The following is a 24,194-nucleotide window of genomic DNA, read 5'->3' on the forward strand; positions in this document are numbered from 1 at the left end:
TGGGAGGGCGGACTATCTCGCCGCCGTCTTCTGTTTGCCGCCGTCCACTTCCAGTCCCAGTGTGCGGCCGGGGAAGCCTGCGGCGTCAAAATAGCGCTGGGTGCCGACGCGCTGGAAGTTCAGCACGGTGCGCAAGCCATTCGCTGACGGCCTCGACGTCACGGTGCCGGTATAGGCCTGCGGCGTCGCGCCGTTGGGCATCGCTTCGGTCATGACGCGGCCGATCAGAGTGCCCTTGGGCTTTTGCGTTAGCCCCATGATCTTCGCCGCCGTGGCACCGACATCGGCGTTGCTGACGGGCAGGGCGTCGACATAGCCCGACTTGAAGTCCGGCCCGATCGCCGCTGTGAAGTTCAGGGTATCGCCGCGGGAAAAGCTGCCATGCATGCCCTGGCCCTGGCGCAGGATCGTGTCGGCAATCTGGACCGAGCAACTGGTCGGCTCGTCGCAGCCCGACGACCAGGAGCGGAAATTGACCACGATTTGGGGATGCGGCGTGACGGCCTTGCCCTTAAGGCCGAGCTGCGACATCGGCAACGTGCCCGGGAAGTTCCCGAGTTCGTCATCGACGAAGAGGCCGCTGACATAGTCTTGCTCCAGCAGCGCCTTGATTGTGCGGTCGGCGAGCTTGCGTTCCTTGCTGGGAATATAGATCAGGTCCGATCCACCGTTGGTGGCGATCACCAGATCGGGCTTGGTGGGGTCCTTGCCGAGCACGCCGTTGCCGGCCCTGGGGTGGGCGTTACCGGCCACCGGTGCATTCTTGTCGTTGGGGTCGAACAGCGGCAGGCTCAGCGCTTTCGCAAGGTCGATCGCAAGGAAGCCCATGGGGAGGAAGTCCTTGGGCGTGTCGTCATAGGAGATCTTCGCCGACGGGCTGGTCTTGCTCTCCTTGGAGATCGTCGAGAAACCGTGGTCGGAGGAGACGATGATGTTGGTCGAGGCGGTGAGGCCGAGTTCATCCAGCGCCTTGCGCAACTGCGCCAGATTGTTGTCGGCGTTCCTGATGCCGGCCATCGAGGTCGGGCCGTTGATCCCGGGCGTGATGGTGTTGAGGCTGTCGCCGGTATTGTGCTGGCTGCCATCGGGGTCGCGCGACCAGAACACCAGCACGAACGGTTTGTTGCGCGCCTTGAACATCGGCAGCACGACCTTGGCGGCGACGTCGGCCATGTAGGCCTGCTGCGCGACGTTGGCTGATGTGGTGCCCGGCGTCCTGGCGTCGCCGGCCTTGCTGTTGTCGCCGCGCGGCGTTGTCACCAGCGGAAGGTTGGCCTTGGTCAAGGCTTCCTTCATCTCGTCGGACAAGGGAACGCCGTTCTTGCCGCCGGTGGAATCGTCGATCACGATCGTGTTCTTGCCGCGGTCGGTGTGGTCGAACAGCAAGGTCGGGCCGAGCTTGCCGATCGCGGCGGTCGAGAAACCTTTCGCGCGCGCCAGCTTCAGGATGGTTTCCTCGTTGAGGTAGTCGCCGTGGAAATGATCGTCGATGTCGGCGAGCACGGCGTCGTTTTCGATGAAGGGGACGACGGTGTCGCCGGCCGGCACCGAGGAATAGCCGGTATAGATCGTGTTGCTGAAGGTGCCGGTGTCGCCGAGATAATGGCCGCTCGCCATGGCGGAGCTGTTCGCCATCGTGAAGGTCGGAAACAGCGAGTGTGAATTCCTGAAATTGACGCCCTTGTCGCGGATTTCGGCCATCGCGGGCGCGGTCTGCGGCGTCACGATGCGCCCGCGCAGGCCGTCCGGCACGAACAGGATCAAATTGCGCGGCGTGGCGTTTTGCGCCGACGCGGCACTTGCGGTCAGCGTGATCAGACTTGCGGACAGCAATACGAATGTACGGCGCATCAGTCTCTCCCCATCAGAAGCATTCCGGCGATAGCGGTCGCCTCCGTTTAGTTTTGGTCTGCGACAGCATTGTTACACCGGGGCGGAACCGACTCAGGTGGCGATGGAACCCGATTCAGAATGCCGATCTTTGATTGGCTCGGCCGGAAACATTACTGCTTTCAGCCGTTCTCCATGGAAGGAGATTGCCATGAGCACCTTCAAAGAGAAAGCAGAGGCGCAAACCGAGCAGGTGATTGGACAGATGCTCGGCGATGAGTTGCTGGTGAGAGAAGGCCAGTCGCGGTTGCGGGAAGCGGAGAGTGAGGCTGAACCCTCCGAGGATCGGGCCAAAGATCGAGACGAGGGTACGGATCAGGGCATCGTCCGTGACGAGCGCGGACAGGAGCAGCCAAAGGACAAGGCGCGTGCCCAGCAGGTGAGCCGCGTGGATAACGGCGGCGATCCGCCTGGCAAGAAGGCCTAGGCGCTCGCTCGCCGATGAGGGGCCATGCACCGCGCCCCGAAACGCAGGATATCGATATGAAAAACCAGCTTGTTTCCGACAATCCCGGTGGGCGGATCCACGTCGTCATTCTGGATTCCGGCGAAGAAGCGTTTGCGGCGCTGACGCGGTTTGCGAACCAAGCAAAGATGACGGCGGCGTCCGTCACGGCGATCGGCGCCTTCGAAAAGGCCGTCGTCGGCTGGTTCGATTTTGCAACGAAGACCTACAAGAAGATCGAGGTCAATGAACAATGCGAAGTCCTGAGCGCGCTCGGCGACGTCGCCGTCGGCGATGACGGCAAAGCCAGCCTTCACGTCCACATCGTGCTCGGACTGTCCGACGGATCGACGCGGGGCGGCCATTTGCTTGCCGGCACGGTGCGGCCGACACTCGAGGTGGTTCTGACCGAAGTCCCCGCCAGGTTGCGGCGGAAGAAGAGGGCGGATCTGGGGATCGCGCTGATCGATGCCGGCTGACGTTGCCTTTTGGAATAATTGTAAGCTCTAGTTCCCCGATTCTTCTTGTCGTGATGGCGCGGCTGAACTACCTGTCCAGCGCCGCTATCAAGCGCCGTAAGCGTCGCACGTGAGGCAACGCATCACCCGCCATTCGGGATAGATGCGCAGTGCCCTTTATCTCGTGATCGACTGACCAGATTTTCCAAAGAGAAGAGCATGTTTGCCATTCGAAAGTTGCCGGCGCGCTTTGCGCCGGTCGTGATGCCCTTGGTGTTGTCCGTCCTGATGACGTTTGTCGTGTCGATGATTTCGACATTGAGGAGCCTGGGTCCGACACCGGCCTTCCTCGCGACCTGGCCGGGTGCGTGGGCGATCCTGGCTGGTCGCGTTTCCGACCCTGCTAGCGGTATTGCCGCTGGTGCGGCGGATCGTGGCGCTGGTGGTTGTTGTGTCCCCACGCAGGTGATCTGAAGGATAGATGCGACGACAGCCGGACACGGCTGTCGTCGTTCCGGCCTTTCTCATTTCCGGCGTGGGCCGTCGGCTAGCTTGACGCGCGGAACACGTCGGCAGGGCGCTGCGGGTAGGGTGCATTCTCAGGTAGCAGAAATGCGAATCGTCACAAATATTTGCCGCCGGACCCAGGCCGTAAGCAAACGTTTAGCCGAGGCCTATAAAATACCGGTGATCACGTCCTATGTTAACCACCGGTTAATCATGCGCCTCCAGCCGATGAGCTCCGACAAGTCTTGGCGTTCGATCAAGGCGCAATGGAAGAAGGACGCTGAAAGCGTCGGCGAAGACTTTTCCACGTTTTCGAACGGAAGCTACGCGGCGTTCGACGCCCTGACCAAGGACGGCGACAACCCGACGCTGTATTGCCTTTCGGACGGGGAGAAGATTCACGCGGCCTGTCAGGTCAGCCGCCTGATGATGAGCAAATTCCCGACCCCGATCCTGCGCGCCCGCTTTGTCGTGGTCTCGCCGCTCTACGAACTCGGGGTCGCTACATCGGGCCAATACGCGCAGACCATGGTCGCCCTGTTCTCAGGGATCGTTTGGTTGTCGCGCGACACGCTGTCGGCGGGTCATGTCCGGTTCTTCCTCAAGAGCCCCGGCGATGCGCAGTTCTTCGCGGCGCTGCAGGTCGTGACAGAGCTTTCGCCATTCTCGGCATTCGCGATCGACGGGGCCTTGATCGAGTGCAGTTTGAAAGAGTTGGAAGTTCCGGAAATGGCCTGATCCGGGCGCACGCTTTAACCCCGCAATAACTGATTTTGCTAACGCCCTCTTGGGTTGTCTTCCCGTACAAAAGCGACCGTGGGGGCAGGCAAAATGCCGGGTAGTGCATCGGATAGCGTCATCGCGGGGAGCCTGCGGCGGTCGATCGCCGGCGTGCTGTGCCGGATGCGCCTGGGCGTGGTGCAGTGGCTCATTCTGTGCGCCGCGGCGATGGTGATCGCGATCATGCTCGGCACCGGATATTTCGCGCTGCAATTCCGCGAGCGGGCGCTGGAAGTTGCGGAGCGCGAACTCAACAACACCGCGCTGCTGCTGTCGCGTCATTTCGACCAGCAGCTCAGCGATCTCCAGCATGTGCACGACGACGTCCTCAACTATATCCGGGCAGATGGGGTCAACACACCAGACGAATTCGAAAGGAAAATGTCGACCTTGAGCGCGCATGAGATGGTGCGCGCAAGGCTTGCGGCGTTACCGCATGTCGGCGCCCTGAACCTGTTCAACGCCAAGGGCTGGCTGATCAACACTTCCCATATGTGGCCGGTGGGGGACGTGAACATTTCCGACCGGCGCTATTTCCAGGAATTCACGTCGGGAAAGCCGACGCTCGACGTGATCGTCGAACCGGTCGTCAGCAAGGTCACCAAAGTCTGGACCACGGTGTTCGCGCGCAAGATCGTCGGCCGCGATGGCGAGATCATCGGCTTTGCCAGCCGCGGCGTCGAGCCGTCGCATTTCGAGGATTTTGTCGCGTCGCTGGCGCTGGACAGCGATACCGCGATTTCGATGATTCACCGTGACGGCACCATCATCGCCCGCTATCCGAAAGACCCAAAGGTGCTCGGCGCGAACGTCGCCAAGTCGCCGTCGTTTCAGCGGGCGCTCGCGCTGAACGGCAACATCTCGGGACGCTTCACCAGCTCGTCGCAGAATGAGGACAAGGTCGGTGCGGTCCGCTCGCTGATGCATTTTCCGATCCTGATCGTTGCGACCACCAAGACCGAGACCGCGCTGGCCGACTGGCGGGCGCAGACCAAGCTGCAGCTGTGCGCGGCGGCGCTCGCGATCATCGTCGTTGTCGTCATGATCTTCCTGATCGTGCGCCAGTTGCGCAGCCAGCATGCGGCAGCCCAGTACAAGCTGTCGGAAAAGACCCAGCATCTGGACACCGCCATCAACAACATGACCCAGGGTCTGCTGTTGTTCGACGCTTCGGCCCGCCTCGTCGTCTGCAACCAGCAGTATATCGACATGTTCGGCATGTCGCCGGATGTCGCCAGGCCCGGTTGCCATCTTCGCGATCTGGTGCTGCATCGCCAGGAGCAGGGAAGCTTTGTCGGCGACGTCGATGCCTATTGCGCAAGATTTCTCAACCCCACGGACGACGGCGCTCGGATCACCGAGACGACGACGCCTGACGGACGCACGATCCAGCTGATCTACCAGCGCTCGCCCGATGGCGGCTGGGCGACCACGCTGGAAGACGTGACGGAGAGGCGGCGCGTCCAGGCGAAGATCCAGCATCTCGCCCATTACGACGCGCTGACCAATCTGCCGAACCGAACGCTGTTCCAGCGCCATGCCGAGGCGCTGCTCGGAGGATCCGAAGCCGCGCAATTCGCAATCCTCTACATCGATATCGACGAGTTCAAGCGCATCAACGATTCGCTCGGGCATCTGATCGGCGACGAATTCCTCAAGGGCGTCGCGGATCGCCTGCGCCAGTCGGTCGGGCCCGAAGACTTCATCGCCCGTCTCGGCGGCGATGAGTTCGCCGTCGTTCAGCGTAACGTCACGTGTGATAATGACGTCAGCATTCTGGTCGCGCGGATTTACGATCGGCTGCGCACGCCGTTCGATTGCAACGGCCATCGCCTCTCCAGCGACGCCAGCATCGGCGTCGCAGTCGCGCCGCGTCACGGCTCCGATCTGTTTGCGCTGCTGAAGAGCGCTGATCTGGCGATGTATGCGGCGAAGGCGGCGGGCCGCCGGACCTATCGCTTCTTCGAACCGACCATGGAAAAGCAGGCCAACCATCGCCGCGAGCTCGAGAGCGATATGCGCGCGGCGCTGGTCGATGGCGGATTCGAACTGCACTACCAGCCGCTGGTCGATTTGCGCAACGACGAGGTCAGGGGGTGCGAAGCGCTGCTGCGCTGGCGGCATCCGCTGCGCGGCATGGTTTCGCCCGCCGATTTCATTCCCGTGGCCGAGGAGACCGGCCTGATCGAGGAGATCGGACAGTGGGTGCTGCGGACCGCCTGCGCCGAAGCGACCACCTGGCCCGCGCATGTGCGCGTCGCCGTCAACGTCTCGCCGGTCCAGTTCCGCTCGCAGTCGCTGTCACTGAAGGTCGCCGCCGTACTCGCCGACACCGGGCTCGATCCGCGCCGGCTGGAGCTTGAGATCACCGAGGCGGTCTTGATCGCGGACGATGACGCCGCGCTTGTGGCGCTAAATCAATTGCGCGCGCTCGGGGTTCACATCGCGCTCGACGATTTCGGAACCGGCTATTCCTCGCTGCAATATCTGCAGCGCTTCCCGTTCGACAAGATCAAGATCGACCGCAGCTTCGTCAAGGAAGTCACCTGCAATTCGAGTTCGGCCTCCATCATCAAGGCGGTGGTGAGCATCGCGGCCGACCGCAACATGATCACGACGGCCGAAGGCGTCGAGACCTTGCAGCAGCGCGAAACCGTGCAGAATCTGGGCTGCACCCAGATGCAGGGATACCTGTTCAGCGCGGCGCGCCCGGCGCAGGAAATCCGCGCGCTGCTGGCCGCGTGCCCGGCCGCGGATGCGGCGTAACGACTGCCGCTACAGCCGCGCGTCTGAAATCGCCTTCCGCAGGATGCGCGACAGCGACTCGACCGAATAGGGTTTCTGGATCAGCTCGAAACCGCGATGGGCGTTTTCCGCCAGTACGTTGCTGTAACCGCTGGTCAGCACCACGGGCAGGCCCGGATAACGTTCGCGAATGACGCCGGCGAGCTCGACCCCGTTCATGCCGGGCATGATGACGTCGGAGAATACCAGATCGGCGGCAAACTCGTCCTCCGCCAGGATCGCCAGCGCGGTGTCGGCATTGTCGGCGCGGCGCACCATGTAGCCGAGGTCCTCCAACAGCTCGGTGGAAAACTGTCCGACATCGTCATTGTCCTCGACCACGAGAACGCGGTAGCCGCGTCCGCGCGGGCCGGGCTCCTGGCCTGCGGCCGCGGCTTCCGCCGCCTGCGTCGGCATCGCGGCCTGCGGCAGGTAGATGGTGAAGGTCGCGCCCTGTCCGGGCTCGCTGATAACAGCGATGTCGCCGCCGGATTGTTTGGCAAAGCCGAAGGCCTGGCTGAGGCCGAGCCCGGTTCCCTTGCCGACTTCCTTGGTGGTGAAGAACGGTTCGAAGATCGCCTCGATGTGCTCGGGGGTGATACCGAGGCCGGTGTCGGTCATGGCGATGGCGACGAAGTCGCCGCTGCGCGCGCTCTGGGCACGCAGGGCAGGGATGGAATGGGCCTTCCTGACGCTGATCGCGAGCCGGCCTTCGCCCTCCATGGCGTCGCGCGCGTTGACCGCAAGATTGATCAGCGCGGTCTCGAACTGCGCGATATCGGCAATCGCGAAGCAGTCGGGCGCGGAAATATCGACCTCGATCCTGATCCTTGGGCCGACTAGCGGACGAACCAGCTGGGCGACGGCTTCGACCTGGGCGCCGACATCGAACACCTGGGGCTTGAGCGGCTGCCGGCGGGCGAACGCCAGCAATTGCGCGGTCAGTTTCGAGGCGCGTTCCACGGTATCGGAAATCGCATCGATGTAACGCCGGCGCCGCTCATCCGGCAGGTCGCGGCGGCGCAGGAAATCGGTGGCCGAGCGGATGATGGTCAGGAGATTGTTGAAATCGTGCGCGACGCCGCCGGTCAATTGGCCGACCGCTTCCATTTTCTGCGACTGCCGCAGCGCTTCCTCGCCCTTGCGGCGCTCGGTGATATCGATGGCTTCGGGAACCGCACCGATGACCGCGCCGTGCTGGTCGCGCAAGGGACGCATCGCGAAGTCGAAATAGCGCTCGCCGACCGGCAGATGCAGCCGCATCTCGGTCTTCACCTCGTCGCCCCTCATGACCGCGACGAAGGCATTGCGGACGGCGTCGGGCATGCCCTCGGTGGCGCCAAACCACGGCGTTTCCCAGAACGGCTTGCCGATGACGTCGGCGGCGTCGGCGCGAATGCCGTCCAGCGCCGTCTTGTTGGCGTAGAGCACATCGCCATGTGGATTGAGCAGCGCCTGGTACTGATGGCTGGTCTCGAAAATCGCGCGCATCTGGGCTTCGTTGGATTCCAGTTGCGCCGTCCGCTCGGTAATCCGCAGTTCCAGGGTTTCGTTCAGCCTCCGCAGATCGCTTTCGGCCTGCTTGGCGGCGGTGATGTCGTGGGCGACGCCGATGAAGCCGATGTGGGTTCCGGTCGGGTCCCAGCGCGGCTGGGATTCCGACCTCAGCCAGCGCCATTCGCCGTCGGCGCGCTTGTAGCGGGCCTCCAGCACGAACGGCTTCAGTGAGGCCTCACCGGCGACCGATTCCTGCAGGATGCGCGGCAGATCGTCCGGATGCAGCACCTTGCGCCAGTCGAACCCGATCGCCTGTTCGAACGGCAACCCGAGGAAATCGACATAGGCCTGGTTGGCGAAAGAGCGCGTGCGGTCGAGCTTGGTGACCCAGATCGGGACGGGGGCGCTGTCGGCGATCAGGCGGAAGCGCTCCTCGCTTTCGCGCAGCGTTTCCTGGGCCAGCATTTGACCTGACACGTCGAGATCGGCGCCGACCAGGCGCAGCGCGCGACCGTCGCGGCCGCGCTCGATCTTGGCAACGACACGGATCCATCTGATGTCGCCGTCATTCGGCCGGATGATGCGGTATTCGGCCGAATAGTCCTGGCTCTCGCTCCGCAGCACGCCGAACAGATGTTTGATCGTCCGCTCGCGATCTTCGGGGTGGATGCGGCTGACCCAGTCCCCATAGGTCTCGTTGGCCGCCTCAGGCGGCAGCCCGTGAACGAGGAGGTATTCCGGAGAGCGGTGGTTCTTGACGCCGTCGCGAAAATCGATTTCGAGGCCGCCGACACCGGCTATTCGCTGGATCCGCGCCAGCTCCGCCTCGCGTTCCTGCAGCGCGCGATGAGCCCGGTCGCGCTCGCGCGCGATTTCTTCGAGATGTTGACGCAGCCTTTCCGCAGCGGCTGCTTCAGGAAGTGGGTTGGAATGATCAGGAGGAGTCATACGCGCCCGCAAACCTCTTGCGGCACTCTCACACAAGAGGCGCAAGGTTTGCCAGCACCATTTGCTTTCATTTGCTCTTGGCGGGGGGCCGGCAATTATAGGCTCTGCGGAACCCGCCGGCCTGGGCGTCCTCTTCGGAGCAAAACCAACGGTCCGGATTGGTCAGTCCCGGATAGCTGCGGCAGGCCTGCAGATGATAGATGCCGAGATTGCCGGTGACGCGGGCCCGGACCGCGAACTTGCCTTTGATGCTGCAGCCGGACGGCATCACGAAATCCTCGGGGAATAGGGCCTCGCGAATCTGGCGGTCGCGGTCGGCGCGGCATGCGGCGCCCAGCAGCGTGCCGTCCTTCTGGCCGCGGCGGAAATCTTGCGGCGCTGCGAAACAGCCTTTCCAAAGTCCCTGACGATCGTCCCTGGCGCGGGCCTCGTCGGTCTTGAAACGCCCGGTTGCGGAGGTGTCGATATTCAGGGCGAAGCCCTGGCGGACCAGCAACTGGCTGAGGCTGGTGGGGTCGCCCTCGATCTTGCACACGCCGAGGCGCCGCTTCTTGAAAGTGGGATCGACGCCGAGATCGTCGCAGCGGACCTGGCGGCCGCCGATCAGCTTGACCAGTTGATCGCGCGCCTCGATGCCGCAGGTCCAGCTGTCGGCGTGTTCGTCGATGCAGAGCTGATCGAACGCCGGGGCGTCGATCCCGTCGAGCCGGTAGGTAACGTTTCCCAGTTGAAGCGTGCCGCCATCCCTGACGGTCGCGGTGGCGGCCCAAGTTCGGGACGAAGAAAGTGAGACCAATAACAGCGCAACAATCAGTACAACCCGTGACCGCATGTGTCTCACTTCAATTCTCTTTCGTATCCGCGCGAACCTTCTAGCACATGCCGGCATCCCGGAACCAAGGGCTGTCAGCGTTACGAGGTGTCACCATCCTTCAACGAAGCGATTTCTCTCGCCATATTTGCGCGGGCGCGCTGGTCGTATCGCGTTGCAAAATCGGGGTAGGGGAAGATGACGGGCCTTGCCATGAAGCGCCGGAGGACGTCGGACCGCCCGGACCGGTAGGCGGCATCCGGGACATGGGCAAATTCCTTGCGGATCGACGAGGCATAGGCGTCGTACCGGTCTGGTTCAGCCCCCAATATGCTGAGGTCAATCGAAATCAGAATAGCGCCGAGGCGGTCGCCGGGCGTGACGTGGTGGGATTTTGTGAGGCGGATCAGCCGGCCGACTTGTTCTCGGATATCCGATGAGACGGCTTGCTCGGCAAGCAGGGCGCTCTGTTCTTCATTGTCCGATTTTGTGGGGTCGTAAACCGCGTCGTGCCACCAGATGGTCTGAACGAGCAGATCACGCTCGGCCGCGGAAAGATTATCGACGGACGACAATAGGTCGAGGCAATCCTCGATATGCGCCAGATTGTGATAGTGGCGGCCCGGAGCCGAATAGGCGGCGATCAATGCGTCGTTGGACATCCACAAGATGTAATGCAATGCGGATGCGGCGGAAATGGCCGAGGCCGTGCGGCTCCATCCACAGGCGAGGGGCATCGCGTTATTCGCCACGCATGTTCATTGACTTCACGAGAACAAAATAGGAACATAACGCTCCGCCGTGAGATCAGCTCCATGCCTTCTTCCTCCCAGCCAGCCACCGAACCGAATGACGAACTGGAAACGGCGGTGGATCAGGCCATTTCGGCCTGCGGCGGCGATATGCGCGCGACCATCCGTGCGCTGATCGTGGCCAACGAATATCTGGAGACCGAGGTCGGCGAACTGATGAAAGCGGTGTCGCACGCCTATACGCGCGGCCGGTTTCACAGCTATTCGGGCTGACTGGCTCCAGTGGACCGCGGCCTCAAGAAGCCGGCTTGAAACTGGACCGTTGCCTCGGTCGATTTTTGCTGTACGACGGGTTTGTTAGCCGCGTCCCCGCATGTCACATTGCGGGTGAGGATCCTGCCCCCAGCCTTAAAATAAAGCTCAAGCAAGAAGCACATGTTCAAACGAATTCTGATCGCAAATCGCGGCGAGATCGCCTGCCGGGTCATCAAGACTGCGCGGCGCATGGGGATCGAAACGGTAGCCGTGTATTCCGAGGCCGACCGTGATGCGGTCCATGTCGAAATGGCCGATGACGCGGTGCTGATCGGCCCGCCGGCCGCGTCCGAGAGTTACCTTGTGATCGAGAAGATCGTCGAGGCCTGCCGCAAGACCGGGGCGCAGGCCGTGCATCCCGGCTACGGCTTCCTGTCCGAGCGCGAATCCTTTCCGCGCGCGCTGGCCGAGGCGGGCGTCGTCTTCATCGGTCCGAACCCCGGCGCCATCGCCGCGATGGGCGACAAGATCGAATCCAAGAAGGCCGCCGCCAAGGCCAAGGTCTCGACGGTGCCGGGACATCTCGGCGTCATCGAGGACGAAAAGCATGCGGTGAAGATCGCCGACGAGATCGGCTATCCCGTGATGATCAAGGCGTCCGCCGGCGGTGGCGGCAAGGGCATGCGCATCGCGCATTCGAAATCCGAAGTCGCCGAAGGTTTCAATCTGGCCAAGGCCGAGGCCAAATCCTCGTTCGGCGATGACCGCGTCTTTATCGAGAAGTTCATCGTCGATCCCCGCCACATCGAAATCCAGGTGCTCGGCGACAAGCATGGCAACGTGATCTATCTCGGCGAGCGCGAATGTTCGATCCAGCGCCGCAACCAGAAGGTCATCGAGGAGGCGCCGTCGCCGCTGCTCGACGAGACCACCCGCCGCAAGATGGGCGAGCAGGCGGTCTCATTGGCCAAGGCCGTGAATTATGATTCCGCCGGCACGGTGGAGTTCGTCGCCGGCCAGGACAAGAGCTTCTACTTCCTGGAAATGAATACCCGCCTGCAGGTCGAGCACCCCGTCACCGAACTGATCACCGGCATCGATCTGGTCGAGCAGATGATCCGCTCCGCCGCCGGCGAAAAGCTTTCGATCGCGCAGAAAGATGTCACGCTGACCGGCTGGGCGGTGGAATCGCGCGTCTATGCCGAAGACCCGTTCCGCAATTTCCTGCCCTCGATCGGCCGGCTGGTGAAATACCGCCCGCCCGCGGAAGCGAGCCATGACGGGATCACGGTCCGCAACGACACCGGCGTGCAGGAGGGCGGCGAGATCTCGATCCATTACGATCCGATGATCGCCAAGCTGGTGACGCATGCGCCGTCGCGGGCGGCCGCGATCGAGGCGCAGTCGGCGGCGCTGGATTCGTTCTATATCGACGGCATCCGACACAACATTCCGTTCCTCTCCGCGCTGATGAGCCATCCGCGCTGGCGCGAGGGTAATTTGTCCACCGGCTTTATTGCCGAGGAGTTCCCGAAGGGTTTTGCGGCGCGGCCGCCCGAAGGCGAGATCGCGCGCCGGCTGGCGGCGGTCGGGGCTGCGATCGATCACGTGCTCGGCGAACGCAAGCGGCAGATCTCCGGCCAGTTGAACGGCCGGCTGGTGCAGCGCGAGCGCCGCCGCGCGGTGTGGCTCGATCGCGCGGAAATCGCGCTCGACGTTGCGCGCGAGGCCGACGGCATCGCGGTGCGCTTCATCGGCGCCGACGATCTGCCGGGCAATCCGCATCAACTGGTCTCGAACTGGGCGCCGGGCGTGCCGGTCTGGCAGGGCACCATCGACGGCCATTATGTGGCGATGCAGGTGCGCGCGATCCCGAACGGCATCCGCCTGGCGCATCAGGGCTTTGAAGTCCCGGTCAACGTCTTCACCGAGAGCGAAGCGGCGGCCGCCCGGCTGATGCCGGTGACGTCGGCGGCCGATACCGGCAAGAAGCTGCTGTGCCCGATGCCCGGTCTCGTGGTGTCGATCGCGGTTGCCGAAGGGCAGGAGGTCAAGGCCGGCGAAACGCTGGCCGTGGTCGAGGCGATGAAGATGCAGAACGTGCTGCGCGCCGAACGCGACGGCACCGTGAAGAAGATTCACGCCGCCGCCGGCGCCACGCTCGCGGTGGACGCGCTGATTTTGGAGTTTGCTTGAGCCGTCATTCCGGGATGGTCCGAAGGACCAGACCCGGAATCTCGAGATTCTCAGATGTGCAATTGCACATCCTAGTTCGATGCTGCGCATCGTCCCGGAATGACGGAAAGTAAGGAGCAGTCGATGGCTTTCCAACAACGCCGCGCCGCATTGCGCGCCATCCTCAACGGATCGACCTGCATCCGCCCGGGTTCGGTTTACGATCCGGTTTCCGTCCGCATCGCCGAAGACCTGGGCTTTGAACTTGGCATGTTCGGCGGCTCGGTGGCCTCGCTGGCGGTGCTCGGCGATCCCGACATCACGCTGATCACGCTCACCGAGCTCGCCGAGCAGATGCGCCGGATGTCGCGCGCCGCTGCGTTGCCGGTGCTGGTCGACGCCGACCATGGTTACGGCAACGCGCTCAATGTCCGGCGGACCGTGCAGGAACTGGAGACCGCGGGTGCTGCGGGCCTCACCATCGAGGACACGCTGCTGCCGCAGGCCTTCGGCGTCTCGGAGCCGCAACTGATCCCGCTCGAGGAGGGCGTCGGCAAGATGAAGGCGGCGCTGGACGGGCGCAGCGATCCCGCGCTGGTCATCATGGGCCGCACCGGAACGCGCGGCGGCGGCCCGTCTGCGGCGAGCTTCGAGGAATGCCTGGTCCGCGCCAAGGCCTACAACGCCACCGGCGTCGATGCGCTGTTCTTCACCGGGCTGACGACGCGCCGGGAAGTCGAGGCGATTGCAGCGGTGACGACGCTACCGATCGTGCTCGGCAACACCCAGGGCGAACTCGATGATCCGGCCTTTCTCAGTAGTCAGCGGGTGAAGATTGCGCTGCAGGGACACACGCCTTTCGCCGCCGCCACGCAGGCCGTCTACGAAACGCTGAAAGCACTGCGCGAGGGCACCTCGCCGAAGAACCTCAAAGGCCTCGCATCAACTGAGTTGACCGGCCGGGCCATGCGCGAAGCCGATGTGAAGGCGCGCAGCGCCGAATTTCTCGGGCTGAAGAAATAGATGAGCGGCGCGATCCGCCACGTCACCGTTCGGGGCCGGGTACAAGGCGTCGGCTACCGTGCCTGGGTCGCGGACGAGGCGATGACACGTGATGTCGAGGGCTGGGTACGCAATCGCAGGGACGGCAGCGTCGAGGCGCTGTTCGCAGGGCCTGCGGACGTCGTCGCCGACATGATCGCAGCGTGCCGGCGCGGGCCGTCGATGGCGCGGGTCGACGCGGTAAGGGAAGAGGACGCTCATCCCGACGCGCTGAAGCTGCTGCGGCCGGGGGAGCGGTTTTCGGTGTTGCCGACGATCTGACATTGGCGCGGATCAAGTTCGTTGCCATAGTCGCCACTGGCCGAAACCCGCCAACGAGGTGATCCATGAAGCCGCCAACAACTGAACGCGATTGCAGGCGTATCCATCATTCGCCGATGTTCTGGGTCGGCCTCGTGTTGTGCCTCGCCGCGATCGCGATCTATCTGTGGTCGGATGATCTGTCGTGGCGGCCGGGCCCGCGATAGCGAGGGGGAGTCCGGCCAAGCCCGGCTTCAGTGACCCTTGCCGGTGTAAAGTTGATACAGCGTGATGATGACTTCGAACGCAATCAGCCCGACGATGATGAGTTCGAGGCGCAGGGTTCGGCGCGTGTCGATGATATCGGCAAGGGTGTTGGCCGTCTCCGCGACCACAGCAAGCTTCCGGTTGAGGGCATCGAGGCGCTCCTTGAGCTCGTATTCGTCTTCAAGCCGGGCGTAAAGCCGCTCGAGGTCGGGACGATCCCACAGCGCATCCGGCTTTTCTGCGATCGCAACGCGGCCGGATACCCTGTGCTGGACCAGAAGGGCGCTTCCGATCAGCTGCATGACCCCTTTTCGATCACGGCGGGTTCGTCCGTGATCTGCCAGCTCCTTGGCAAACGGTTCGATGATCTCGAAGACCTTCGCCACTTCGCGTTCGTCGTGCGCCAGCACGACGCTCTTGGCCAGCACGTCGGCCACGACAAGAAGCCTTGCCGGCGACATGTCGCGCAACTGTATAGGGCCGCCGGACAGGACCTGATCCTCGGTCTCACCCTCACCGGCGAAGGCGAGAATGGCGGCTTCCTCTTCACGGCGCGCCAGTTTGCCGTCGATTCGGGGTTTCAGTGTTTCCAGGAAGCGGCTTTGTTCTTCCGACGCAAGGCCGATCAGCACCGCCACACCGTAGCGGAACAGAACCGCGACGCCGCTCGTGTCAACCCTGATCGCAAGCGGGATCGCCGAGAGCGCTTCCGTTTCGAAGCCGATCGTATTGATGCGGTCGCCAACATGCAGCGCGTGCGCCGTGACCCGCGTCCCGATTTCAGCGGAAATGAATTCGGGTTTGGTCATCTCGCCGTCTCCTCATGGCCGATGCTGGCCGGCGGAGATTACGCGCGTTCGATGACAGGCGCGATGCGATATCAGTCTATGCGGTCGCGCGAATCTGAGAGGGCGGCGCATCGATGTGCCGGTACTTGTGTTCCGACGACATCACCAGCCGATAGGCTCTCAGCTTGGGATCCTGCCACATATCGAGAAGCTGGCCGCAGGTCGCGCATTCAACCCGACCCGGCCGTCCAATCGGTAAACTTGATTCAGCGACCTCGTAAGCCGATGTGCAGGATGGGCAGGTGAAATCTGATATTTTCATTGGCGGAACCTATGGTGTTTCAGCAGAACGATTGTTCTGGATCAATGTGGCACCAGAAGGGTCCAGGCTGACGCGCGCCGCATATAATTTGTGCGCACGCGCTAAATCCGGTCGCTATGGCAGCGGGGCTGATATGCAGAACTAATATGTGGACGGTCTCGTCGAAGACCTTGATCCGCAATCACGCGCGTTAATGCGCCAGCTTCCGTTCGACGGGCGCCAGTTCCGGATCGTGCTGGATCGACCCGGCCTCGACATAGCGCAGGACCGGCGATGAATAGACGAAGCTGCGATTGCGGCCGAGCCGCTTGGCTTCATAAAGCGCGGCGTCGGCTTCTCCGACCAACGCTGCTTCACCAGGCGTCGCGCGTGTCCTGGTGGCAATGCCGGCGCTGATGGTGACGAAGCCACGGTTGGCGGCGGTGTTGGGAAGGCCGAGGGCGCGCACGGTCAGCCGGATCGATTCGGCGACCTTCAATGCATCGTCTTCGGAAATGTTCGGCAGCACGACGGCGAATTCCTCGCCGCCATAGCGCGCGGAGAGGCCCGATGTATTCGAGGTCGCATCGCCGATGGCCCGGGCGACGGCCTGCAGGCAGCGATCGCCGGCCTGGTGTCCGTAGGTGTCGTTGTAACCCTTGAAGTTGTCGATATCGAACAGCAGCACCGAGATCTCTTCGCAGGCTTCGTACTGACGCGCCAGAAAACCATCGAAGGTGCGGCGGTTGGTCAATCCGGTCAGACCGTCGGTGGCCGCGAGCTGGGTCAGGCGGCGGTTGAGCAGGTTCAGCTCATCCTCCATCCGCTTGCGTTCCGTGATATCGCGCAGCACGCCGACAAACTCGGCCTCGGCGGGATTGTCGCGTTCCGATGCCTGCTTGAAGTTGCTTTCGACCCACACGATCGATCCGTCGGCACGGTAGGTCCGGAACTCGGCTGTGCTGATGGCGCCCGACCCGTTCAGCCGCGCGCTCGCGGCCATCAGGCCTTGCTTATCCTCGGGGTGAACCATGTCGAAGCAGGATTTGCCGACGAGGTCCTGCGGGCGAACGCCCAGCATCTGTTCGACAGAGTGGGACACATAACGAAGCGTGCCGCGGCCATTGAGCAGGATAACGACGTCGGCGATATTGTCCGCGAGCAGGCGATAATGCGACTCGCTCTGCCGCAGCGCGCGTTCGGTTTTGATCCGAAAATTGAACTGCGCCGAAAGCAATGCCGCGAGCAGGACGATCATGCAGAGGAGGACCGTTGCCACCAGCGCGTCGGTGCGCAATGCCGTCGACCAGGCTGAGAGCAGCCAGTCCTCGGACATCGCCACCGTGATGATCAGCGGATATTGCGGCGTTCCCTCGTATCCGAAATATTTGACGACGCCATCGAACGGCGAGGTGATCTTGTAATACCCGACCGAGCTCAACTTGAGGTGTTTCGTAAACAAGTCCGTTTTGGAAAGGTCGGCACTCCTGTTCGAAAGCGGCCAGCGGGACAGGACGGCGCCGTCATTGCGCAGCAGGCTGATTCCGCCGTCGGGGCCGAGCTGGAATGCGCTGTAGAAGCCGCTGAAGTAATCGCTATCGATCGCGGCTGTCAGCACGCCGCCAAAGCTGCCGTCCTGCTTGGTGACACGCTTTGAGAGCAGGATGGTCGGTCGCCCGGTAAGGCGGGATTGAAACATTTCGCTGATACGAAGCGCCTTGCCGGCGGTGTCGCGATGGTAGGCGAAGTACGGCCGGTCGCCATTGTTGTAGCGCGGAGTCTCTGGCAGGGATGAGTAGCGCCAATTGCCGTTGGTATCGAGGACGCCGATTTCGCGTATTTGCGGCAGCGCGGCCACGGTGTCGGCCATGTATTTGTTGAACCGCTCCGGCAGGGGGCTTTGATACATGAGCAGGTCGACCATGCCACCCATCGCGATGTCGGCCGCCTGAATAGTGTGTGCGGCGTGTTCGGCGAGGGAATGGGCGAGGTTCTTGATGTCGGTGGAGCCGCGCGACAGCGCGGCCGACTTGGCCTCGAGCGCCTTCCAGACCACGACGCCCAGAATGCAGGCCGTCATGACCAGCGCAAAGAAGACCACGACCATCCCCGGGGTGATCCGCCGCAGGAGGCCGCTTTGGTTTGCGAGGTGTCGATCGGGCATCTTCCGCCTTGATGGGGGAGCGCCAAATCATTCTGATCGGCAAGCTGAATGCGTGGCCGGAATCTATCGGCCAATAGGTGGCGATGCGGTTAATGAATAGGTCAGGAGAACAACGGAGAAGCCGGCATTTCGGCCGGGATCCCGGTGGAACCCGGACGGCGCGTCCCGCCAGTCACCGCGGCAATTTTGCGATTGCCTGGCTCAACTGATGGATTTCGTAGGGCTTGCGGAGAATGGGAAAATCGCCGCGCACGTTCAAGGCGGCATCGCTATAGCCGGTCGCGAGCAGAATGGGCAGCTGGGGCCGCATCGCCTTGAGGCGGCGCGCCAGGCCGAGGCCGTCCATTTTGCCCGGCATCACGATGTCGGTGAATACGAGGTCGATCCCGTCGCGCTCGATCTCGCGCAGGGCGGCCTCGGCATTCTCTACCCTGCGGACGGTGTAGCCGAGTTGTTCGAGCAGGCTGGTGCTGACAGCGGCGACTTCCGGATTGTCGTCGACCAGCAGCACGGTGCCGCTTCCACTGGATTCGGCAACGCTGACATCGTCAACCGCCAGGCCGCCATGCTGTCGCGGCAGCAGGATCGTGATCTTGGTACCCTTGCCGAGTTCGCTGGCAACCCTGACCGTTCCGCCGGCCTGATGGACGAAACCGTGCACCTGCGAGAGACCCAATCCGGTGCCCTTGCCGATCGGTTTGGTCGTAAAAAAGGGATCGAATATCTTGCTCAGCACGTCAGGCGCGATGCCGGTGCCGGTATCCGTCACGGAGATGGCGACATAGTCGCCGCTATGGGCTTCCTCGCTCAGCCTGGTGTTATCGGCAGCAACCTTGATGATGCCTCCGTCGGACATGGCGTCGCGCGCGTTGATCACAAGATTGACCAGCGCGGTCTCGAGTTCGGCGATATCGACCATGACCGGCCAGACGCTGCGGTCGAGGTCGAATTGCAGTGTCACCGTGCCGCCGACGCCGGTGTGGAGAACATCGCGCACCGCCTTGATTCTTTCGGTGACATCGACCGTTTGCGGATTGACGCTTTGTCGCCTGGCGAATGTCAGCAGCTGGCTCGTCAGTGCGGCGCCGCGCTTTGTCGCCCCGTCGATAGCGGCTAGCGCGCGCTGCATCTTGGGATCGTCGGAGACTCCCTTCCGGAGCGTATGCAGGCTGCCGCTGACGATCATCAGGAGATTGTTGAAATCGTGCGCCACGCCGCCGGTCAGTTGGCCGAGCGCGTCCAGCTTCTGGGATTCCGCCAACTGCGCTTGCATCTGATCGAGCTTGAGCTGGGCCTCGCGGCGTTCGGAGATGTCGCGGGTAATCTTGGCAAAGCCGACCAGCCTGCCGTCCTCGTAGATCGGGTCGATGACAACGCTGGCCCAAAAGAAGGTGCCGTCCTTGCGGACGCGCCAGCCGTCCTCCTCATAGCGGCCGGTTTCGCGCGCGATGCGCAACGCGCGCGTCGGCTTGCCATTGGCGCGATCGGCATCGGTGTAAAAAGCGGAGAAGTGCCGGCCCAGGATTTCCTCGGGTGCATAACCCTTGATGCGTTGAGCGCCGATGTTCCAGCTGGTGACGATGCCGGTAGGGTCGAGCATGTACAGCGCGTAGTCGGCGACCCCCTCGACCAGAAGCCGGAAACTGCGTTCGCTTTCGAACAGATCCCGCTGCTGTCGTTGGTCTTTTTCAGGCATTTGAATCCCTAACCTAGTGGGCCGAAACGCGCGGGATGCCGGATGGTTCCGGCAATGGACAAGTTTTAGGCACATTTTAGCCGGGGCGCGATCGGGCAGGGCGCGGCTCGCTTTGGCGAAGGGGCTTGACGTCGATCCAGAAATGTCCGATGTTTCTGTAATGACAGAAATAACCGAAAAGAAGAAACTCCCGGCCGCCGTCGAGCGGTTCATCCTGCACTGGGGTGACATGGGGGACGAGTGGGGCGTCAACCGCTCGGTCAGCCAGATCCACGGCCTGCTGTACCTCGCCGAGGCGCCGATGACGGCCGAGGATATCGCCGAGACGCTCGGCATGGCCAGGTCCAACGTCTCCAACTCCATCAAGGAGCTGCTGTCCTGGAACCTGATCCGCCGGGTGCCGATCATGGGCGACCGCCGCGATCATTACGAGGCGGAGACCGATATCTGGGAAGTGGCGGCGCGGATCGCGTCCCGCCGCAAGGAGCGCGAGATCGACCCTGCGGTCGATGCGCTGCGCGCCTGCGTTTCCGATGCCGCCGATGATCCGACCATCAGCGCGGTCGCGAGCAAGCGGCTGAGGGAGATGCTGGAATTCACCGAGCTGGTCGACCGCTGGTACATGCAGATGCTGAAAGTGCCGCGGCCGAGATTGGTCGCCCTGATCAAGCTTGGCGAGAAGATCGTCAGCTTCCTGCCGATGGGAAAAACCAAATAGGCAGCGAGTGGCGGGAGAGTAGCAGGAGCGTTCGATGGCGTCAGCAATCAGGATCTCAAGACTTCCAGCGTCCCATCCGCATCACAAGCCTTCCAGCGACATTCTGCTCGACGATAACAGGTTCCATTCGCTGCTGTCCGATGCCGATTGGGGGCGATTGCCGCTGGCGATCTGGCGGCGCTTCTCCAAGCGCCACGTTGATGGTGCAACCGTCGTCTATGTCGGCGAGGTCGAGGAGGCCTATTTCAACAGGATTGGCTGGTGGCTCGCGCAGTTGGCGCGGCTGGTCGGCGGGCCGCTGCCGACCGGGGCCGAGACCGGCGTCCCGATGGTGGTGACGGTGACGGAGGACGCAGCGAGCGGCGGCCAGATCTGGACCCGCATCTGCGCCCGCTCACACGGATTTCCGCAAGTCATTCACTCCTCCAAACGCTTCGCCGGGCCGACCGGGCTCGAGGAATATGTCGGCCACGGCATCAGCATGGCGCTGCGGATCTTCGTCGAGCACGAAGCGCTGGTGTTTCGCAGTGTCGGTTACTCGTTCCATGTCGGGCCGCTGCGGCTGGCGTTGCCGGATTGGCTGACGCCGGGCGATCTCACCGTAACCCATTCCGATCTCGGCGGCGGCACGTTCCGCTTCACGCTCGATATCGTTCATCCGCGCTTTGGCAGGCTCATTCGTCAGTCCGCCGTGTTCCGGGAGGCCGCGTCATGACATCGTTGCTATGGACCCTGATCGCCATTCAGATCGTGATGGGCGTGTTCGACACGTTCTATCACCATGAGCTGACCGAGCGGCTGGCCTGGCGCCCGTCGCAGCGCTACGAGCTGCAGCTCCACGGCGTGCGCAACATGATGTACGCGTTCCTGTTCCTGGTGCTCGGCTGGCTGGAAGTGTACGGCATTTTCGCGATGGCCATCATCGCGGTGCTGGTTGCGGAAGTCGTCATCACGCTGCTGGATTTCGTCGAGGAGGACATGAGCCGGAAACTGCCGGCGAGCGAGCGCATCAACCACACGCTGCTGGCGATCAATTACGGCGCCATCCTGGTGTTGCTGCTGCCGGTCCTGATCGACTGGGCAATGCAGCCGACCGGGGTCAAATCGGCCTACACGGGATGGCTCAGCATGACAGCGGCGGCGGCTGCCGTCGGCGCGGCGTTGTGCGGATTGCGGGATTTTACCGCGGCCCGGCGTCTCGGGCGGATGACCAGCGCGCCTGCGGCTGGCCTCGTCGAGAAATTGCCTGATAGCCAGACCGTGCTCGTCACCGGCGCCACCGGCTTCATCGGCAGCCGCCTGGTTGCGAGCCTGACTGCGTCGGGCCATCAGGTGATTGCGCTGGTCCGTAACCCGGCGAAAGCGGAACTGCCGCCGCCGATCACCCTGATCACCAGCCTCGACCAGATTCCAGCGGATGCCAGAATCGACACCATCGTGAATCTCGCCGGAGAGCCGATCGGCAACGGGCTGTGGACGGAGACAAAGCGCCGCAAGATCCTCGAATCCCGGATTCAGATGACCGGCGATGTCGTTGATTTGATTGGCCGTCTCGAGCGCAAGCCAACGGTGCTGGTGTCCGGCTCCGCGATCGGCTGGTACGGGCTGTGGCAGGATCAGGTGCTGACCGAGTCCGCCAAATCCCACGCCTGCTTCAGCCACGAATTGTGCGACGCTTGGGAAAACGCGGCGCGCCCGGCGGCTGACTATGGTGTGCGGGTCGTCCACTTACGGATCGGCCTCGTGATCGGCACCGACGGCGGGTTCATCACGCGGATGCTGACGCCGTTCGAGTTCGGCCTCGGCGGGCCGCTCGGGTCAGGCAAGCAATGGATGTCCTGGATCGAGCGCGACGATCTCGTGCGCCTGATCGCCCATGTGATCGCCAGCCCCGGCATCTCAGGGCCGATCAACGCGACAGCGCCGATCCCGGTCACCAATCTGAAGTTCACCGAAGAACTCAGCCGGCGGCTGCATCGTCCGGCCGTGTTCCGGGTTCCGGATGCATTGCTGCGCCGGGTCGGCGGCGATTTTGCCAATGAGCTTCTGCTCGGAGGGCAGCGGGTGTTGCCCAACAAGGCGCTCAGCAACGGATTCAAGTTCCGCCACGAAACGCTGCGCAGCGCGTTCGAGGCGATCTTGTAAATGCGGGGATACTCAGGTGCTTGCGCGGGAAACCGTAACCACACTGCGAAACGTCGCCGCCAGCGTCCGCAGCGCGGTGAGTTTGACGGGATCACTGACCTTCGAGTGTAACATTACCTTTGACGTTCCAAGCCTTGGCAGCTTCTGCACCAAACCGATATCGACCAGCCCCGCCGGCGCGATTCTCCGGGCCAGCGGCGCGACCGCAAGCCCAGCCTGGGCCGCTGCGACCACCGCCGTGACGCCGCCTCCGACAAACGCCTCGATCCAGGGGATGCCGGCCTTGTCGAGCGCGCGGACGGCGATCGCGCGGACGCCGCAGGGTGGTGCCAGCGTCGCCAGCTGCAGGGCATCACCGCGCGGCCAGACGAAGCGGGGCGCCGCGAACCAGCCGAACTCGTCTTCGGTCAGTTGCTCACCGCCGCGGCGGCTGCCTTCCTGCCGCACCACCACGGCGTCGAGTTCGCCGGCATCGTAAGCATCGAGCATCGCCCGCGAAAAACCGATCGTCACCGCGAGCGACATCTGCGAGGACATCGCATGCAGCCGCTCCAGCAGCGGCACCAGTTCCGCACCGGCGGCGTGATCGCTGATGCCGAGCGACAATTGCTGCCGCGCCGGCTTTTCGCCCGACAGCGCGCGGTCATGCGCCTCCATCAGGACGCGGGCATGGTGCAGGAACGCCGTGCCATCGGCGGTGAGCGTCACCGCGCGCGGCGAGCGCTCGACCAGCCGCTTGCCGAGCACGCTTTCCAGCCGCTGCAGCTTCAGGCTGACCGCGGCCTGCGTGGTGCCGAGCGCCTCGGCGGCGCGGGTAAAACTCTGCAGCTCGGCGACCAGCAGGAAGGCCTGAACGGTGTCGATATCCAGCGTGCCCATGGCATCATCACTAATGGTTATCATTGTTATGAATAGAGATAAGATACCAAAATGATGCTGATAAGTCTAGGTATGGGGACGCAAACGCACACCAGGGAGAACCATCATGCCGCTCATCACCGTCACCTATTCGAGCTTCCGCAAGGCGCCTTCATTGAAGGCCGAAATCGCCACCGCCGTCAGTGATCTCACTGCGCGAATCCTGCGCAAGGATCCCAGGGTCACAGCGGTGATCGTCCGCGCGGTCGACGCCGCGGACTGGTTCGCCGGCGGAAAGTCGCTGGCCGAACAGAGCCTCGCCAGCTTCTGGCTCGACGTCCATGTCAGCGAGGGCACCAACACCAAGGACGAGAAGGCCGCCTATCTCGCCGCGGTGTTCCAGCGCATGGGCGAACTGCTCGGGCCGCTGCACCACGAGAGCTACGCGCATGTCGACGAGGTCAAGGGCGATGCTTACGGCTTTGGCGGGTTGACGCAGGAGCGGCGCTACATCGCCGGCAAGCTCGAGGTGCCGCCACAGCAGGAGGCGGCGTGAACCCATAGCGTTTTCGAGCGAAGTGGGTACCGGTTCGCATAGCAATCAAGTTTACGCAGATTGCGTAGACTTATCTGCGGTAGAAAACGCGTCAAAA

22 protein-coding genes and 1 pseudogene are annotated in these 24,194 nt (G+C 63.1%); 14 read left to right on the forward strand and 9 right to left on the reverse strand.

Annotation, left to right across the window (positions count from 1 at the left end):
- Positions 1-12 precede the first annotated feature (12 nt).
- On the reverse strand, positions 13-1,851 hold the full coding sequence (locus JQ600_RS28795; protein WP_212388031.1) for an alkaline phosphatase family protein: 1,839 nt from the start codon (positions 1,849-1,851) through the stop codon (positions 13-15).
- Between the two features lie 190 nt (positions 1,852-2,041).
- Between JQ600_RS28795 and JQ600_RS28800 the strand changes: the two genes are divergently transcribed.
- The 5 genes and pseudogenes from JQ600_RS28800 (at position 2,042) to JQ600_RS28820 (ending at position 6,846) form a co-directional block, all read left to right on the forward strand.
- Entirely contained in the window at positions 2,042-2,317 is a 276-nt protein-coding gene (locus JQ600_RS28800; RefSeq protein WP_212388034.1) for a hypothetical protein, read from the forward strand.
- Between the two features lie 56 nt (positions 2,318-2,373).
- Complete coding sequence (locus JQ600_RS28805) at positions 2,374-2,814, forward strand: PPC domain-containing DNA-binding protein (RefSeq protein WP_212388037.1); 441 nt, start codon at positions 2,374-2,376, stop codon at positions 2,812-2,814.
- A 198-nt stretch (positions 2,815-3,012) separates the two neighbouring features.
- Positions 3,013-3,262: pseudogene (locus tag JQ600_RS28810) on the forward strand (DUF2798 domain-containing protein).
- A gap of 122 nt (positions 3,263-3,384) precedes the next feature.
- Positions 3,385-4,038 carry a hypothetical protein gene (locus JQ600_RS28815; protein ID WP_212388040.1) on the forward strand — a complete coding sequence of 218 codons (654 nt, stop codon included), beginning with the start codon at positions 3,385-3,387 and terminating at the stop codon, positions 4,036-4,038.
- A 165-nt stretch (positions 4,039-4,203) separates the two neighbouring features.
- Positions 4,204-6,846 (forward strand): EAL domain-containing protein, encoded by a 2,643-nt coding sequence (locus JQ600_RS28820; RefSeq protein WP_409410679.1) that lies wholly within the window; start codon positions 4,204-4,206, stop codon positions 6,844-6,846.
- Between the two features lie 9 nt (positions 6,847-6,855).
- Here the strand turns inward: JQ600_RS28820 and JQ600_RS28825 are convergent, their stop codons facing one another.
- From JQ600_RS28825 to JQ600_RS28835, 3 genes are all read right to left on the reverse strand, one after another.
- Complete coding sequence (locus JQ600_RS28825; protein WP_249136139.1) at positions 6,856-9,309, reverse strand: PAS domain-containing sensor histidine kinase; 2,454 nt, start codon at positions 9,307-9,309, stop codon at positions 6,856-6,858.
- A gap of 67 nt (positions 9,310-9,376) precedes the next feature.
- A complete protein-coding gene (locus JQ600_RS28830) occupies positions 9,377-10,141 on the reverse strand; it encodes a thermonuclease family protein (RefSeq protein ID WP_212388047.1) in 765 nt (254 codons plus the stop codon).
- A gap of 80 nt (positions 10,142-10,221) precedes the next feature.
- Positions 10,222-10,857 carry a phosphohydrolase gene (locus JQ600_RS28835; RefSeq protein WP_312010954.1) on the reverse strand — a complete coding sequence of 212 codons (636 nt, stop codon included), beginning with the start codon at positions 10,855-10,857 and terminating at the stop codon, positions 10,222-10,224.
- A 78-nt stretch (positions 10,858-10,935) separates the two neighbouring features.
- On the opposite strand from JQ600_RS28835, the gene JQ600_RS28840 reads away from it, so the two are divergent.
- The 5 genes from JQ600_RS28840 to JQ600_RS28860 all read left to right on the forward strand — a co-directional run bounded on the left by JQ600_RS28840 (position 10,936) and on the right by JQ600_RS28860 (position 14,831).
- Entirely contained in the window at positions 10,936-11,145 is a 210-nt protein-coding gene (locus JQ600_RS28840) for a hypothetical protein (RefSeq protein ID WP_212266161.1), read from the forward strand.
- A gap of 162 nt (positions 11,146-11,307) precedes the next feature.
- Positions 11,308-13,323, forward strand: coding sequence for an acetyl/propionyl/methylcrotonyl-CoA carboxylase subunit alpha (locus tag JQ600_RS28845; RefSeq protein WP_212388048.1), 2,016 nt, complete (start codon positions 11,308-11,310; stop codon positions 13,321-13,323).
- A gap of 123 nt (positions 13,324-13,446) precedes the next feature.
- The gene (locus JQ600_RS28850) at positions 13,447-14,325 is read left to right on the forward strand and encodes an oxaloacetate decarboxylase (RefSeq protein WP_212388049.1); all 879 of its coding nucleotides are present in this window, start codon (positions 13,447-13,449) and stop codon (positions 14,323-14,325) included.
- Positions 14,326-14,625 carry an acylphosphatase gene (locus tag JQ600_RS28855; RefSeq protein WP_212388050.1) on the forward strand — a complete coding sequence of 100 codons (300 nt, stop codon included), beginning with the start codon at positions 14,326-14,328 and terminating at the stop codon, positions 14,623-14,625.
- 65 nt (positions 14,626-14,690) lie between these two features.
- Positions 14,691-14,831 (forward strand): hypothetical protein, encoded by a 141-nt coding sequence (locus JQ600_RS28860; RefSeq protein WP_212388051.1) that lies wholly within the window; start codon positions 14,691-14,693, stop codon positions 14,829-14,831.
- Between the two features lie 27 nt (positions 14,832-14,858).
- Here JQ600_RS28860 and JQ600_RS28865 read toward each other — a convergent pair whose 3' ends face one another.
- From JQ600_RS28865 to JQ600_RS28880, 4 genes are all read right to left on the reverse strand, one after another.
- A complete protein-coding gene (locus JQ600_RS28865; protein WP_212388052.1) occupies positions 14,859-15,680 on the reverse strand; it encodes an RMD1 family protein in 822 nt (273 codons plus the stop codon).
- A gap of 76 nt (positions 15,681-15,756) precedes the next feature.
- Positions 15,757-15,981, reverse strand: coding sequence for a zinc-ribbon domain-containing protein (locus JQ600_RS28870; protein WP_212388054.1), 225 nt, complete (start codon positions 15,979-15,981; stop codon positions 15,757-15,759).
- 190 nt (positions 15,982-16,171) lie between these two features.
- On the reverse strand, positions 16,172-18,124 hold the full coding sequence (locus JQ600_RS28875; protein WP_212388068.1) for a diguanylate cyclase domain-containing protein: 1,953 nt from the start codon (positions 18,122-18,124) through the stop codon (positions 16,172-16,174).
- A gap of 172 nt (positions 18,125-18,296) precedes the next feature.
- Positions 18,297-19,820: a PAS domain-containing sensor histidine kinase gene (locus JQ600_RS28880; protein ID WP_212388071.1), complete on the reverse strand. Its 1,524-nt coding sequence runs from the start codon at positions 19,818-19,820 to the stop codon at positions 18,297-18,299.
- A 160-nt stretch (positions 19,821-19,980) separates the two neighbouring features.
- Here JQ600_RS28880 and JQ600_RS28885 point away from each other — a divergent pair, with 160 nt between their 5' ends.
- From JQ600_RS28885 to JQ600_RS28895, 3 genes are read left to right on the forward strand one after another with little or no spacing between them, the layout of a single operon-like run.
- Positions 19,981-20,538 (forward strand): GbsR/MarR family transcriptional regulator, encoded by a 558-nt coding sequence (locus tag JQ600_RS28885; RefSeq protein ID WP_212388073.1) that lies wholly within the window; start codon positions 19,981-19,983, stop codon positions 20,536-20,538.
- A gap of 34 nt (positions 20,539-20,572) precedes the next feature.
- On the forward strand, positions 20,573-21,253 hold the full coding sequence (locus JQ600_RS28890; RefSeq protein WP_212388076.1) for a DUF4166 domain-containing protein: 681 nt from the start codon (positions 20,573-20,575) through the stop codon (positions 21,251-21,253).
- The gene (locus JQ600_RS28895) at positions 21,250-22,683 is read left to right on the forward strand and encodes a TIGR01777 family oxidoreductase (protein ID WP_212388079.1); all 1,434 of its coding nucleotides are present in this window, start codon (positions 21,250-21,252) and stop codon (positions 22,681-22,683) included. Before JQ600_RS28890 ends, JQ600_RS28895 begins: the two co-directional genes overlap by 4 nt.
- Before the next feature lie 12 nt (positions 22,684-22,695).
- Here JQ600_RS28895 and JQ600_RS28900 read toward each other — a convergent pair whose 3' ends face one another.
- The gene (locus JQ600_RS28900; RefSeq protein WP_212388082.1) at positions 22,696-23,562 is read right to left on the reverse strand and encodes a LysR family transcriptional regulator; all 867 of its coding nucleotides are present in this window, start codon (positions 23,560-23,562) and stop codon (positions 22,696-22,698) included.
- A 106-nt stretch (positions 23,563-23,668) separates the two neighbouring features.
- On the opposite strand from JQ600_RS28900, the gene JQ600_RS28905 reads away from it, so the two are divergent.
- Entirely contained in the window at positions 23,669-24,097 is a 429-nt protein-coding gene (locus JQ600_RS28905; RefSeq protein WP_212266172.1) for a 4-oxalocrotonate tautomerase family protein, read from the forward strand.
- Positions 24,098-24,194 lie beyond the last annotated feature (97 nt).

This window comes from Bradyrhizobium sp. AUGA SZCCT0176, assembly GCF_018130145.1.
Lineage (GTDB): Bacteria > Pseudomonadota > Alphaproteobacteria > Rhizobiales > Xanthobacteraceae > Bradyrhizobium.